The sequence below is a fragment of the Cupriavidus sp. H39 genome (genome assembly GCF_050271075.1).
Taxonomy (GTDB): Bacteria; Pseudomonadota; Gammaproteobacteria; order Burkholderiales; family Burkholderiaceae; genus Cupriavidus; species Cupriavidus necator_B.
Genome location: NZ_CP189846.1, coordinates 624238 through 636352, shown reverse-complemented (window position 1 = coordinate 636352; position 12115 = coordinate 624238). Strand labels below are relative to the sequence as shown.

Sequence of the window (12115 nt, the reverse complement as noted above, 5' to 3'; positions counted from 1 at the left end):
ATGGGCACGCTGCTGGCATTGCTGGCCGGACTGGTGTTCGGCATCGGGCTGATTCTCTCCGGCATGGCCAACCCGGCCAAGGTGCTGGGCTTTCTTGACCTCGCGGGCGCATGGGACCCATCGCTTGCCTTTGTCATGGCCGGCGCGATCCTGGTCGGCGTGGCCGCCTTCGCGCTGGCGCGGCGACGCCAGCGCTCCTGGCTGGGGCTGCCGATGCAATGGCCGGCGCTGGCCGCCATCACGCCGCGGCTGGTACTGGGCAGTGCCGCGTTCGGGGTGGGCTGGGGCCTGGCTGGGTTTTGCCCCGGTCCCGCGCTGGTCGCGCTGGGTGCGGGCTACGCCAAGGCCTGGGGCTTCGTAGCGGCGATGCTGGCTGGCATGGCGCTGTTCGAAGTGGCCGAAGCACTGGCCGGACGGCGGCGTTGACGCATTGCAGCATGCAACCAGTGCTGGCCCCCGGCGGCCGACCGGTTTACCATTGCGCGATTATCGAACAACCGCAGACCCCCCGCCCCCATGGATGTTCTCCGCCCCATCGGTCTTGGCCATGCCCAGGCCGACACCGTCCGCGTTGCCCGGCCCCAGGCCGACCTGCTGGCCAGTTTCGCCGGCGATCCCAACTTCATGCTGTCGCTGGCGCGCGGCCTGACCGTGCTGGAAGCCTTTTCCGAACGCAAGCGCCCCCTGACGATTTCACAGGTGGCGCAGCGTACCCAGCTTTCGCGCGCCTCGGTGCGGCGCTGCCTCTACACACTGGAGCAACTGGGCTACGTCAGCCAGCAGGACGGGCAATTCGCGCTGCGCCCGCGTGTGCTGCACCTGGGGCACGCGTATTTCTCGTCGACCTCGCTGGTGTCGCTGGCGCAGCCGATCCTGGACAACCTGAGCGCGCGCATCCACGAGACCTGCACCCTGGCGATCCTGGACGGCACCGACATCCTCTACCTGGTGCGCTCCGAAGTGCAGCGCGTGCTGAACTATTCGCTGGGCATGGGCAGCCGCCTGCCGGCCTACTGCACCTCCAACGGCCGGCTGCTGCTGGCGCACCAGCCCGCCACGGTGCTGGACGGCTTCTTCGAGCATGCCGAACTGCGCCCGCGCACGCTGCAGACCAAGGTCTCGCGGCAGGAGCTGGAAGCGTGCTTCGAGCGCGCCCGCGAAGTGGACTATGTAATCGTCGATGAAGAGCTGGAGCCTGGCCTGCGCGCCATGGCCGTGCCGGTGCGCTCGGCCTCCGGCATCGTGCTCGCGGGGCTGAGCGTGAGCGTGCGCGCCGCGCGCGTCTCCGAGGCCGATATGATCACGCGGCTGCTGGCGCCGATGCGCGAAGCCGCCGCCGCGATCGGCCGGATGGTCGGGTCCTGAGCCTGCCCGCGCGGTAGGTATCAGCCGCAGCGGGAACCGCGCCGGGATCGACGCGTCATCTTAGCCGCGGTGCGCCAGTTCCAGCGCGAACACCAGCCGCTGCAGGAAGTTTTCCATGCGCCCGTCCGGATTGACGAAGGCGCAGCCGAAGTGGTGGATCGCGCTGTCGTCGTGGCCCACCAGCCAGTGCCCCACCACTTGCAAGTCCACCTCCAGCTTGCCCAGCTCGCGGAAGTCAAGCCGGCACTTGGCCACCGTGGTGCCGACCGGCAGGTGATCCGCGGTGACAGTCTTTGAGCGCAGTCCCACCCCGGACAGCGACAGGTCGGCGATATCGAGCCCCAGCACGCTCTTGTCCGGCCGCGGCATCTCGCAGCGGTAGCCCTTGGTCACCAGCGTGCGCGCGCGGAAATGGCGGCGCCGCTGGAAGTGATAGAGCTTTTCCGGAAACTCGACCACGAAGGCTGGGCCATCGTCATACCGCGTGGCCGCCGGCTGGCCCACCATGAAATTGACCGGCACGCCGCGCAAGAGCCCCGAGAACGCATTCTCTGCGGAAGTCAGCAGCGACATCCGCTCGGGCTCGGCGTTGCACCAGTCGAACACGAAGGTGCGGTTGACGGGATCGACATGCAGGATGGAGGTGACGAACTGGTGCGCGGTGCGGGTGCGCACGCTCAGCATGCACTTCTGCCACGCCAGGTCGCGCAGCACCGTGCCGATCTGCGAGTTGTGGGTCAACCGATAGCGGTCGTCCGTCGGCTCGGCTTCGGGTTCGGATTCGGCGCCGGTATCGGCCGGCCCGGGGGCGTCGTGCTGGTTCATAGATTCACGCAACATCTGGAGAGGCTGGGAGCGCCGGCTACGGGGCAGCCACAGGGGCAGGCACGGACCAGCCGGGGCCATCGGCGGCACCGCCTGCCGGCGCGCCGCATGTTAAGCGCCTGCACCATTGGCCGGCAAGACCGATGATCTCACTTCGGCAAATCTGTGGCAGAACTTGAGGACAGACTTCCGGGGGGTAGCGCTTGCGCGGCTTTCAGGCCTGCGGCGGTGCCAGCGTGGCCTGCGCGCATTCGCGCAGCCATGCGAGCAAGGCTTGCCGGCGCGGGTCGTGTTCGAACGGCGCGGGCGACAGCAGGTGGTAGGCCGACCCGTCGGCGGCAAAACCGAAAGGCGCGGCCAGCCGACCGTCGGCGATCTCATCGGCAGCCATCAGCTGCGACGCCATGGCCCAGCCCAGTCCCGCCGCCGCGGCCTGCAGGCTCAGATAGAAATGCTCATACCAGGCGTCGCCGTCAAAGCGCAAGCGGGCCGCGGCCTCGGCGCACACCGCCTGCCAGCGCTGCCAGGCCTCGGGCCGCGTGCGCGTATGCAACCGCACCGGCGCCACCGCGACGCCCTGCGCAGGTTGGGGCCGGCACACCGGACCCACCTGCTCCTGCACCACCTCGCGCGCATGCCAGCGCGCATCGAAGGCGAAGTCGTTGCGCCGCAGCGCCAGGTCCGCACCGCTGCGCGCAAAGTCGATCGGCCCGCCCGCCGCCATCAGGTGCAGCGGAATGTCGGGATGGCGCGCGGCAAAGCGCGGCAGCCGCGGGATCAGCCAGCGCATGGCGATGGTCGGCTCGCACGACAGCACCAGGGCCCGCCCCGGCGGCTGGGTGCGGATGCGCGCGGCCGCGGCCGCCAGCCCTTCCATCGATTGCGTCGCCGCCGCAAACAGCGCGCGCCCCGCCTCGGTCAGGAAGACGCCGCGGTTGCGCCGCTCGAACAGCGCCACGCCGAGCGTGTCCTCGAGTTGGCGGATCTGCCGGCTGACCGCGCCGTGGGTCAGGTGCAGTTCCTCAGCCGCGCGGGCAAAGCTTTCGTGGCGCGCCGCGGCCTCGAAGAATCGGATCCATCCCAGCCAGTGCATTGGTCAGTTTTTTTCACGGTAACGGGCGAGTATATATCGGTTGTGGCGGGTCCTTGCGGCACGCAGAATTGGGTACGCTTGGATCGCCGGACCGGGCGATCGGCCCCGAAACACAACATAACCTGACGCAATATGCTCCTTCTCGCCGAATCCCTGGCAGTTGCCGCAGTAACCGTGCTGGCCGTGATCAGTCCTGGCCCGGACTTCGCCATGGTCACCCGCAACAGCTATCTGCACGGCCGTCGCGCCGGCCTGCTCAGTGCACTTGGCATCGCACTGGGGGTGCAGGTCCATGTGCTCTATACGATGTTCGGGGTGTCACTGCTGATGGCCCACGCGCATGGCGTGCTGACGGTGGTGAAGGCGCTGGGCGCCGCCTACCTGGTGTGGATCGGCGTGCAGACGCTGCGCAACCGTGACGCGCTGACGGTGGACCTGCACGGCGAACGCGCTCTGGGCCCGCTGGCGGCGCTGCGCATGGGCTTCCTGACCAATGCGTTGAACCCGAAGACCACGCTGTTCGTCATCAGCACTTACACCCAGGTGGTGGATGCCCGCACGCCGGTGCCGGTGCAGTGGGCCTATGGCGGGTTCATGTCGGTGGCACACCTGGCATGGTTCAGCGTGGTGGCTTGGGTGTTTACTGCGCCGGCGCTGCGCGCGGCCATGCTGCGGCGCCAGCGGCTGCTCGACCGCGCCATCGGCTCGGTCTTGTGCGGACTGGGCGTGGCGCTGGGGTTCAGCAACCTGGCTTAGGGTCCCGGATCCGGGTCCGGCTCCCGGCCCGGCGCCGCCAGCGGCCAGGCCAGGCGCAGCAGGTGTTGCGGGCCCTGCGGACCCAGCTGGCTTTCGAACAACACCAGCCGCGCCACGCGCCACGGCGCACTGGCCAGCGTGCGGTGCGCATCGAGCCATGCGCGCAGCGCGCTCTCGGGCACGGTCGGCTTGCAGCGGGCCAGGGTCACGTGAGGATGGAAGCGCCGCCGCTCCGGCAGGAAGCCGGCCGCGTCCGCCAGTGCCTGCCCCACCTCGGCGTGCAAGGCGCGCAGCGTGTCAAGGCCCGGACCCGGCGCCAGGCCCGCCCACAGCACCGACCCCGGGCCGCTGCGGAAGCGCCCGGTGCCATATGCCTGCAGCAAGAACGCGGGCGTGCGGATTGCCTCGAGCGCGGTGTCGAGCTGGTCGACCGCGGCCTCGCCCAGGCCATCGCCGAGGAAATGCAGGGTCAGGTGCACCTGCGCGGGCGTCGCGGCCCGCACGCCGTGCGCGGTAGGAAGCGTGGACAGCAGTGCCGCCGCCTGTGCGGGCGGCACTTCCACCGCGATAAACAGGCGTGCCATGCCAGCGCGGCCGGCCTCAGTCCGCCGTGGCGGCGATGCCCTCGCGGCGCAGCAGGGCACGCTTGCGCTCGATGCCGCCGGCATAGCCGGTGAGCGCGCCGGCGCTGCCGAGCACGCGATGGCAAGGCACGATCACCGACAGCGGGTTGCGGCCGACCGCGCCGCCCACCGCGCGCGCATGCGTGGGCGGCAGCCCCAGCGTACGCGCCAGTTCGCCGTAGGATGCGGTGGCGCCGCACGGGATTTCCAGCAGCGCTTGCCACACGCGCTGCTGGAACGGGCTGCCGGCAAAGCGAACCGGCACGGTAAAGCTGTCGCGGCGGCCGGCGAAATACTCCGCCAGCTCGGCGGCGGCGCGGTCCAGCACCGCGGCATCCGCAGGGGGCACGTCGCGGCTGTCGGCAATGCCGGCGGGATGGTACTTCTGCCCCGCGAAGAACAGGCCGGTGAGGTGCCCGTCGCACGCGCGCAGCAGCACGGTGCCCAGCGGGCTGTCGAGATGGCGATAGCTGGTCATGGGAGGGTCTCCGGTTGCGCCGCTGCCGGCGGCGTGTCCTTCATCGCTTCGTAGCGGTGCCACAGGTGGATCGCGGCGTAGGCCCGCCACGGCGCCCATTGCGCCGTGCGTTCGTGCATCGCGCGCACGGTGCTGACGCCCAGCACCTTGCGCAGGGCGTAGTCGGTGCCCGGGAAGGCATCGGGCCAACCCAGCGCGCGCATGGCGACATACTGCGCGGTCCAGTCGCCGATGCCGTCGATGTCGCGCAGCGCGGCCACGGCCTGCTCCGGTGCCGCATGCGGGTCGAGCACCAGCGTGCCGTCGGCCACACGGCGGGACAGGGCCTGCAGTGTGCGAGCCTTGCCCGGCGACACCCCGGCCGCGCGCAGCGATGGCTCCGGCAACGCGGCCAGTGCGGCCGCACTGGGAAAGGTGTAGCGCAGGCCGTCCGGCGGCGCGCCGTCCAGCGCCTGCCCCGCGCGCTGCGCCAGCGCGGCCAGGATGCGCCGCGCCTGCACCACCGAAATCACCTGCCCCACCACCGCGCGCACCGCGATCTCGAAGCCATCGACGCAGCCCGGCAGGCGCATGCCAGGCATCGCCTCGGCCAGCGCTCCAAGATGCCGGTCCACCACGTCGGGACGGCAACCCAGGTCGCACAGCCGGCGCACCTTTCCCAGCGCTTGCGGAATCACGCGCGCGAGCGACGCGGACAGCGTCACGCGCAATACCAGCCGGCGCGGCACATGCTCGATGCGCACCCAGCCCAGGTAGGCGCTGCCGCCGGCTTCGACCCGCAACGTGCGCAGGTAGGCGCCGTCGCGGATGGCCTCGATGCCGTCGACCGCGCGCGTGGCCAGGAAGCCCAGCCACGCCTCCCACGCAAACGGCGGGCGGTAGCCGAGCTCGAACACCAGCCGGTCGGCCACGCCGTCGGCGGCACGCCGGCGCAGCGCCAGCGGCGTCAGGCCGTAGCGGGTCTTCAGCACATCGTTGAAGCGGCGCACGCTGCCGAAGCCCGCCGCCAGCGCCACGTCCGTCACCGGCAGCGCGGTATCGGCGAGAAGCCGCTTGGCCAGCAGCAGCCGCTGGGTCTGCGCGTACTCCAGCACCGACACGCCGAACTGCGCATCGAACAGCCGCCGCAGGTGCCGCTCCGTCACGCCGATGCGCGCCGCCAGCGCGGCCACGCTGCCTTCGGCCATAAAGCCCTCATCGATCAGCGTGGCGGCGGCCTGCGCCAGCCGCCCGGAAATATCGGCGAGGCCATGCCCCGGCGCCAGTTCCGGGCGGCAGCGCAGGCACGGGCGGAAGCCATGCTTTTCGGCCGCGGCGGCGCTTTCATAGAACGAGCAGTTCTCGCGCTTGGGGGTTCGTACCGCGCACACGGGCCGGCAATACACGCCGGTCGACGAGACGCCCACGAAGAAGCGTCCGTCGAAGCGGCGGTCGTGCGATGCCACGGCCTTGTAGCAGGTATCGGGATCCAGGTTCATGACCGCATGCTACCGCCAGATGGCGCCGCGCATCCGCTGGTTTCGGACATTTCCCTCTGGCGCGCGGGGTTCGCTTGCGGCACAGTTGCCGGCACGGGACAGGGCCAGCATGGTGCGGGCGCTGGCCTGGCCAGCGCCCGCACCATTGCCCTTGTCTTTGTCCTTGCCCTTGTCCTTTGCGATCGGAGAATCCATGCGTCGTACTGCCCTGCATCTGTCACTGCTTGCCACGCTGGCCTGTCCCCTGGCGCAGGCGCAGCCGTCGGCAGCGCCCGTGCAGGCGACGCAGGTGGCGTCCGTCGAAGGCATCACCGAACACCGCCTGCCCAACGGCCTGCGCATCGTGCTGGCGCCCGATGCCGCCAAGGCCACCACCACCGTCAACCTCACCTACCTGGTCGGCAGCCGCCATGAAAACTATGGCGAGACCGGCATGGCCCACCTGCTCGAGCACCTGCTGTTCAAGGGCACGCCGTCGCTGCCGGGCAAGGCCATCGCGGGCGAATTCGCGCGGCGCGGCATGAGCGTCAACGGCACCACCGCGCAGGACCGCACCAACTACTTCGAGACCTTCACCGCCAGCGACGACCACCTGGACTGGGCGCTGCGCATGGAAGCCGATCGCATGGTCAACAGCGTGATCGCGCGCGCCGACCTCGACAGCGAGATGACGGTGGTGCGCAACGAGATGGAGATGGGCGAAAACAGCCCCGGGCGCATGCTGATGCAGCAGACCATGGCCGCCGCCTATCGCTGGCACAACTACGGCAAGGCCCCGATCGGCGCACGCAGCGATGTGGAGCACGTCAGCATCGACAACCTGCGCGCCTTCTACCGCCGCTACTACCAGCCCGACAACGCGGTGCTGGTGGTGGCGGGCAAGTTCGATCCCGCCGCCACGCTGGCGCGCATCGAGCGCTATTTCGGACCGATTCCGCGCCCGCAGCGCGTGCTGCCGTCCGAACCCACGGTCGAGCCCGCGCAGGAAGGCGCGCGCGAGCTGGTGATCATGCGCCCCGGCGACACCCGCCTGGTGGCCGCGCAATACCATGTCAGCCCCGGCGCGCACCCCGACACCACCGCCCTGTCGCTGCTGACCATCATCCTCGCCGACACCCCCGGCGGCCGGCTGTACAAGGCGCTGGTGGAGCGCGGCCAGGCCGCGTCGATCAGCAGCGCGTTCTACGCGATGAAGGATCCGGGGGCGCTGCTGTTCATGGCGCAGGCCTCGCAAGACCAGCCGCTCGCCGCCGCCCGCGCCGGCCTGATCACGCAGATCGAGGGCTTTGCCGAAGCGCCCGTGACCGAGGCCGAGCTGGAGCGCGCGCGCGTGCGCATGCGCAACGCCTACGAGCAATACATGAACGACCCCGGTGCGCTCGGGATTGCGCTGTCCGAGGCCATCGCCAAGGGCGACTGGCGCCTGTTCTTCCTGGCACGCGACCGCATCGAGACCACCACGCTGGCTGACGTGCAACGCGTGGCGCAGAACTACTTCCAGGCCTCTAACCGCACCGTGGGTATATTCCTGCCGGCCGACCAGCCGCCGCGCGCGCAAGTGCCGGCGGCGCCGGACATCGCGGCGATGGTCAGCGGCTACCAGGGCCGGCCGGCGCTGGCCACGGTGGCGGCATTCGATCCCAGCCCCGCCAATATCGAAGCCCATACCACGCGCCAGACGCTTGCCAACGGCATGCAGCTGGCGCTGCTGCCCAAGCCCGCGCGCGGTGAAGTGGTGCACGGCGTGCTGGTGCTGCGCATGGGCGATGCGCAAAGCCTGCAGGGGCTGGGCACGGTCGGCGCGCTCACCGCCGCGATGCTCCGCCGCGGCAGCGCCGGCATGGACCGCCAGCAGATCGCCGACCGCATCGAGGCCCTGCGCGCGCGCGTCGGCATCTCGGGCGGCTCGGAGCAAGTGACGGTCAGTTTCGAGACGCGCCGCGCGCATCTGCCGGAGGTACTGGCGCTGTTGCGCGGCCTGCTGCGCGCGCCGACATTTCCCGAAGCAGAATTCGAGACGCTGCGCCAGACCAGCATCGCCGAACTCGAAAGCGTGCAGCGCGAACCCGGCGTGCTGGCCTCCAATGCGCTCGGCCGGCACGGCGACCCCTACCCCGCCGGTGACCCGCGCCATGCGCGCACCATCGCCGAGAATGTCGCCGACCTGCGTGCGGCCACGCTGGCGCAGGTGCGCGACTTCCATGCCCGTTTCTACGGCACGGGCCATGCGCAGCTGAGCCTGGTCGGAGATTTCGATGGTGCGGCTGCCGCCGCGCAGGCGGCTGAGTTGTTTGGCGACTGGACCGCGCCGCAGCCGTATGCGCGCGTCGACCGGCCCTTCGTGCCGATCCCGGCCGCCGAGTTCACGCTGCCCACGCCGGGCAAAGCTAACGCCGTGTACCTGGCCACCGCCCCGATCGACCTGACCAATGATGCGCCCGACTATGCGCTGCTGATGATTGCCAACCGGGTGCTGGGGGGCGCCAGCCTGCGTAGCCGGCTGGCGGACCGGTTGCGGCAGCGGGAAGGCGTGAGCTACGGCGCGGGCAGCTGGGTGCAGGTCGGCGCGCTCGACCGCGCCGGCCGCTTCGGCGTGCGCGCGCAGTATGCGCCGCAGAGCCTGCCGCGCGTGCAGCGCGCCGTCAACGAAGAACTGGAGCGGCTAGTGCGTGACGGCATTACCGCACAGGAACTTGCCGAGGCCGTCAGCGGCCTGCTGCAGCAGGGCATGGTCAGCCGCAGCAACGACGCGGCGCTGGCCGGCGCGCTGGCCAGCCAGCTCTACCTCGGCCGCACCATGGCCTTTACCGCGGAACTGGAACAACGCCTGCGCGACGCCACCACGGAAACCGTCAACGCGGCCATCCGCCGCTATATGCAGCCTGGCACGCTGTCGCGCGCCTATGCCGGCGACTTCGCCGGCGCCGCGGCGCAGGGCGGTGCAACCGGCCAGGGAGCAGGCGCTCCCGCCAGCACCGCGACCGGTTCGACGGCCGGCGGCAATGAAGCCAGCGACGCGCCACCCGCGCGCCCCTGACATGTCCCTGTCATACCCCGGCGACCATACTCGCCGGCGGTGGCGCCAGCCGCGAGCGCCGACAACGCAGGGTCCATGCAGCGATGGCGCGGCACGTCTGGCGTTGCGCGGCGCAAGGGCCTTGCCCCGACCCCGGGTTGACTGTATATTCGTACAGTATAAGTCGATATAAGAGGTGTGGATGTCAATCGTGCGAGCTGGCAGCAAGGCAGAAGCGCTCAGGCTTCTGGCCTCGGAAGGCGTGCTGGCGCTTGAGCTGGACTACGAGACCGGATGGCAGGACGCCGTCGAACTCGGCAGGCTCGGAGAAAAGCGCGGTATCAAGGTGCAGTATCGCGGACAAGAGAGCATCGCCGTCCGTTCCCGCGAAGCCCTGATCGAAGGGCTGGCCAAACCCAAGGCCACCTTCCGTCAACGCAATCTCTATTGCCAGTTCGATCTCGGCACGCTGGCGGACCATGAACTGCTCGACCTCGAAGCCAAGGCCACGCGGCTCGGCGACTATATTCTCGCCGGCCACCTGCTGCGCGACGTCGACGGGGTCTGGCCGCAATAAGCGGCCTGCGCACGCCTGCGTTGACTAGAAAAAGAAGAAGCCGCCCCGCAGGCGGCTTCCGTCACGTTGCGCCGGTCCACGCTCACACGGATCGCTGCACCCCTGCAGCGCTTGTCCGCGTGGCGATCAATGCCACACCCGGCTCGCGTGGGGCCAGCGCGCCGCGCATGATTGCGCTACCGGCGCGTCGATGATCTCGTTGCCGGCCTCCAGCGCGGTGCGCCACAACACCGCCGACACCAGCGTCTTGCATTGGCGTCGCTCGCCATGCGCCAGCGCCAGCAGGCGGTCGTAGCCGTCGATCACGATCAGCCGGTCGCCATGGCGCGGCTGCAGGCTGAGCGTAAACAGGTGGTCGCACTCGCACTGCATGCGGCCACCGCTCACCGCCACCACGATAGCGCCGGGCAATGCGATGCCGCTACCCTGCACCTCGGCCCGCAGGCGCGCCAGGTGCGCCTGCACGCGCGGGTCCGGGGCCGCGGCGACGCTGCCCGCCACCTGCCCGGGCAGCGCACTGAGCAGCATCAGCTCGGCTGGCGACACCGCCAGCGTGTACGCCTGCAGCGCGGGGCGATAAGTCGCGACCACCGCGCGCAGCCGGTGCGGCGCGCGGTCATCATGTCCTGCGTGCGGCGCACCGTCGGGCCCGCGGAACTGCATCGTGTCCATGTCGACTCCTGCCACGCCGGGCGGTTGGGGTCAGTCGCGCAGCAGCTGCTTCGCGATGATCATCTGCTGGATCTGCGTGGTGCCTTCGTACAGGCGCAGCAGGCGCACATCGCGGTAGAAGCGTTCGGCCTTGTACTCGGCGATATAGCCGGCGCCGCCGTGGATCTGCACCGCGCGGTCGGCGACGCGGCCCACCATCTCGGTACAGAACATCTTGGTGCACGAAGCCAGCATGCTGACTTCCGGATCGCTCTTGCCGGCGGGCTTGGCGTCGTAGCGCTGGGCGCAGTCGCGCACCATCGACAGGCCTGCGTAGAGCTCGGCCTGGCTGTCGGCCAGCATCGCCTGGATCAGCTGGAAGTCGCCGATCGGGCGGCCGAACTGCTTGCGTTCCTTGGCATAGGCCACGGCGTCGGTGATCAGCCGGTGCGCCATGCCGCAAGCCAGCGCCGACAGGTGCAGGCGGCCGCGGTCGAGCACCTTCATGGCGGTCTTGAAGCCCACGCCCGGCACGCCGCCGATGATATTGGCCGCCGGCACGCGCACGTTCTCCAGCACCACGTCGCAGGTTTTGGTGCCGCGCTGGCCCATCTTCTTGTCGGGCTTGCCCAGCGAGATGCCGGGGGTGTCGGCCGGCACGATGAACGACGAGATGCCCGCGGCGCCGGGGCCGCCGGTGCGCGCCATCAGCGTGAAGGCGCCCGCGCGCGGCGCGTTGGTGATGAAGCGCTTGGTACCGTTGATGACGTAGTGGTCGCCGTCCAGCTCGGCTTTGGTCTGCAGCGAGGCCGCATCGGAGCCGGCGTTCGGCTCGGTCAGCGCGAACGAGATGATCATCTCGCCGCTGGCGATGCGGGGCAGGTACTGCTGTTTCTGTGCCTCGGTACCATCCATCAGGATGCCCTGCGAGCCGATGCCGACGTTGGTCCCGAATACCGAACGGAACGCAAACGCGGTATGGCCCAGGTCGTAGACCACATCGCATTCCTGCGACATCGACAGGCCGATGCCGCCGTAGCTCTCGGGGATGGAAATGCCGAACAGCCCCATCTCCTTCATGTCGGCGACGATGTCTGCAGGCACGTCGTCGGTTTCCTCCAGCGTGTCTTCGGCGGGCTTCAGGCGTTCGTCGATGAAGCGCTGCACCGAGGCGCGCAGCAGGGCAAAGGATTCTTGGTCTAGGGCCATGGGGATTCTCCGGGTCAAGCCAGTACGTCAGTCTGGCCGCCTAT

Annotated in this window: 13 protein-coding genes; 5 read left to right on the top strand and 8 right to left on the bottom strand. The window is 69.8% G+C overall.

Features of this window, described 5'->3' with window-relative positions; all coding sequences use genetic code 11:
• Together ACOCMH_RS03285 and ACOCMH_RS03280 are read left to right on the top strand one after the other, a co-directional pair.
• Positions 1-426, top strand: a complete 426-nt coding sequence (locus ACOCMH_RS03285; protein ID WP_427307749.1) for a DUF6691 family protein — start codon at positions 1-3, stop codon at positions 424-426.
• A 90-nt stretch (positions 427-516) separates the two neighbouring features.
• The gene (locus ACOCMH_RS03280; RefSeq protein WP_092314986.1) at positions 517-1365 is read left to right on the top strand and encodes an IclR family transcriptional regulator domain-containing protein; all 849 of its coding nucleotides are present in this window, start codon (positions 517-519) and stop codon (positions 1363-1365) included.
• 60 nt (positions 1366-1425) lie between these two features.
• Here the strand turns inward: ACOCMH_RS03280 and ACOCMH_RS03275 are convergent, their stop codons facing one another.
• The gene (locus ACOCMH_RS03275) at positions 1426-2205 is read right to left on the bottom strand and encodes a flagellar brake protein (protein WP_427307748.1); all 780 of its coding nucleotides are present in this window, start codon (positions 2203-2205) and stop codon (positions 1426-1428) included.
• A 199-nt stretch (positions 2206-2404) separates the two neighbouring features.
• Positions 2405-3283 carry a LysR substrate-binding domain-containing protein gene (locus tag ACOCMH_RS03270; RefSeq protein ID WP_427307747.1) on the bottom strand — a complete coding sequence of 293 codons (879 nt, stop codon included), beginning with the start codon at positions 3281-3283 and terminating at the stop codon, positions 2405-2407.
• 132 nt (positions 3284-3415) lie between these two features.
• Between ACOCMH_RS03270 and ACOCMH_RS03265 the strand changes: the two genes are divergently transcribed.
• Positions 3416-4039, top strand: a complete 624-nt coding sequence (locus ACOCMH_RS03265; protein ID WP_427307746.1) for a LysE family transporter — start codon at positions 3416-3418, stop codon at positions 4037-4039.
• On the opposite strand, the gene thpR is transcribed toward ACOCMH_RS03265, so the two are convergent.
• From thpR to ACOCMH_RS03245, 4 genes are read right to left on the bottom strand one after another with little or no spacing between them, the layout of a single operon-like run.
• Positions 4036-4623: an RNA 2',3'-cyclic phosphodiesterase gene (gene thpR, locus ACOCMH_RS03260; protein ID WP_427307745.1), complete on the bottom strand. Its 588-nt coding sequence runs from the start codon at positions 4621-4623 to the stop codon at positions 4036-4038. The two genes, ACOCMH_RS03265 and thpR, sit on opposite strands and share 4 nt — an antisense overlap.
• Positions 4624-4639: 16 nt before the next feature.
• Entirely contained in the window at positions 4640-5140 is a 501-nt protein-coding gene (locus ACOCMH_RS03255) for a methylated-DNA--[protein]-cysteine S-methyltransferase (protein WP_427307744.1), read from the bottom strand.
• The gene (locus ACOCMH_RS03250; protein ID WP_427307743.1) at positions 5137-6618 is read right to left on the bottom strand and encodes an AlkA N-terminal domain-containing protein; all 1482 of its coding nucleotides are present in this window, start codon (positions 6616-6618) and stop codon (positions 5137-5139) included. The genes ACOCMH_RS03255 and ACOCMH_RS03250 overlap by 4 nt, the downstream gene beginning before the upstream one ends.
• Positions 6619-6627: 9 nt before the next feature.
• Positions 6628-6813, bottom strand: a complete 186-nt coding sequence (locus ACOCMH_RS03245) for a hypothetical protein (protein WP_427307742.1) — start codon at positions 6811-6813, stop codon at positions 6628-6630.
• Between ACOCMH_RS03245 and ACOCMH_RS03240 the strand changes: the two genes are divergently transcribed.
• Both ACOCMH_RS03240 and ACOCMH_RS03235 read left to right on the top strand, forming a co-directional pair.
• Positions 6812-9655, top strand: coding sequence for a M16 family metallopeptidase (locus tag ACOCMH_RS03240; protein ID WP_427307741.1), 2844 nt, complete (start codon positions 6812-6814; stop codon positions 9653-9655). The genes ACOCMH_RS03245 and ACOCMH_RS03240 overlap by 2 nt on opposite strands.
• Positions 9656-9836: 181 nt before the next feature.
• Positions 9837-10211, top strand: a complete 375-nt coding sequence (locus ACOCMH_RS03235) for a hypothetical protein (RefSeq protein WP_010811174.1) — start codon at positions 9837-9839, stop codon at positions 10209-10211.
• A gap of 126 nt (positions 10212-10337) precedes the next feature.
• Here ACOCMH_RS03235 and ACOCMH_RS03230 read toward each other — a convergent pair whose 3' ends face one another.
• On the bottom strand, positions 10338-10883 hold the full coding sequence (locus ACOCMH_RS03230) for a hypothetical protein (protein ID WP_427307740.1): 546 nt from the start codon (positions 10881-10883) through the stop codon (positions 10338-10340).
• 30 nt (positions 10884-10913) lie between these two features.
• A complete protein-coding gene (locus ACOCMH_RS03225) occupies positions 10914-12071 on the bottom strand; it encodes an acyl-CoA dehydrogenase family protein (protein ID WP_427307739.1) in 1158 nt (385 codons plus the stop codon).
• Positions 12072-12115 lie beyond the last annotated feature (44 nt).

Coding starts and splice junctions, on each gene's coding strand:
- ACOCMH_RS03285 (WP_427307749.1), top strand. CDS start 1: ATGGGCACGCTGCTGGCATTGCTGGCCGGACTGGTGTTCGGCATCGGG.
- ACOCMH_RS03280 (WP_092314986.1), top strand. CDS start 517: ATGGATGTTCTCCGCCCCATCGGTCTTGGCCATGCCCAGGCCGACACC.
- ACOCMH_RS03275 (WP_427307748.1), bottom strand. CDS start 2,205: ATGTTGCGTGAATCTATGAACCAGCACGACGCCCCCGGGCCGGCCGAT.
- ACOCMH_RS03270 (WP_427307747.1), bottom strand. CDS start 3,283: ATGCACTGGCTGGGATGGATCCGATTCTTCGAGGCCGCGGCGCGCCAC.
- ACOCMH_RS03265 (WP_427307746.1), top strand. CDS start 3,416: ATGCTCCTTCTCGCCGAATCCCTGGCAGTTGCCGCAGTAACCGTGCTG.
- thpR (WP_427307745.1), bottom strand. CDS start 4,623: ATGGCACGCCTGTTTATCGCGGTGGAAGTGCCGCCCGCACAGGCGGCG.
- ACOCMH_RS03255 (WP_427307744.1), bottom strand. CDS start 5,140: ATGACCAGCTATCGCCATCTCGACAGCCCGCTGGGCACCGTGCTGCTG.
- ACOCMH_RS03250 (WP_427307743.1), bottom strand. CDS start 6,618: ATGAACCTGGATCCCGATACCTGCTACAAGGCCGTGGCATCGCACGAC.
- ACOCMH_RS03240 (WP_427307741.1), top strand. CDS start 6,812: ATGCGTCGTACTGCCCTGCATCTGTCACTGCTTGCCACGCTGGCCTGT.
- ACOCMH_RS03245 (WP_427307742.1), bottom strand. CDS start 6,813: ATGGATTCTCCGATCGCAAAGGACAAGGGCAAGGACAAAGACAAGGGC.
- ACOCMH_RS03235 (WP_010811174.1), top strand. CDS start 9,837: ATGTCAATCGTGCGAGCTGGCAGCAAGGCAGAAGCGCTCAGGCTTCTG.
- ACOCMH_RS03230 (WP_427307740.1), bottom strand. CDS start 10,883: ATGGACACGATGCAGTTCCGCGGGCCCGACGGTGCGCCGCACGCAGGA.
- ACOCMH_RS03225 (WP_427307739.1), bottom strand. CDS start 12,071: ATGGCCCTAGACCAAGAATCCTTTGCCCTGCTGCGCGCCTCGGTGCAG.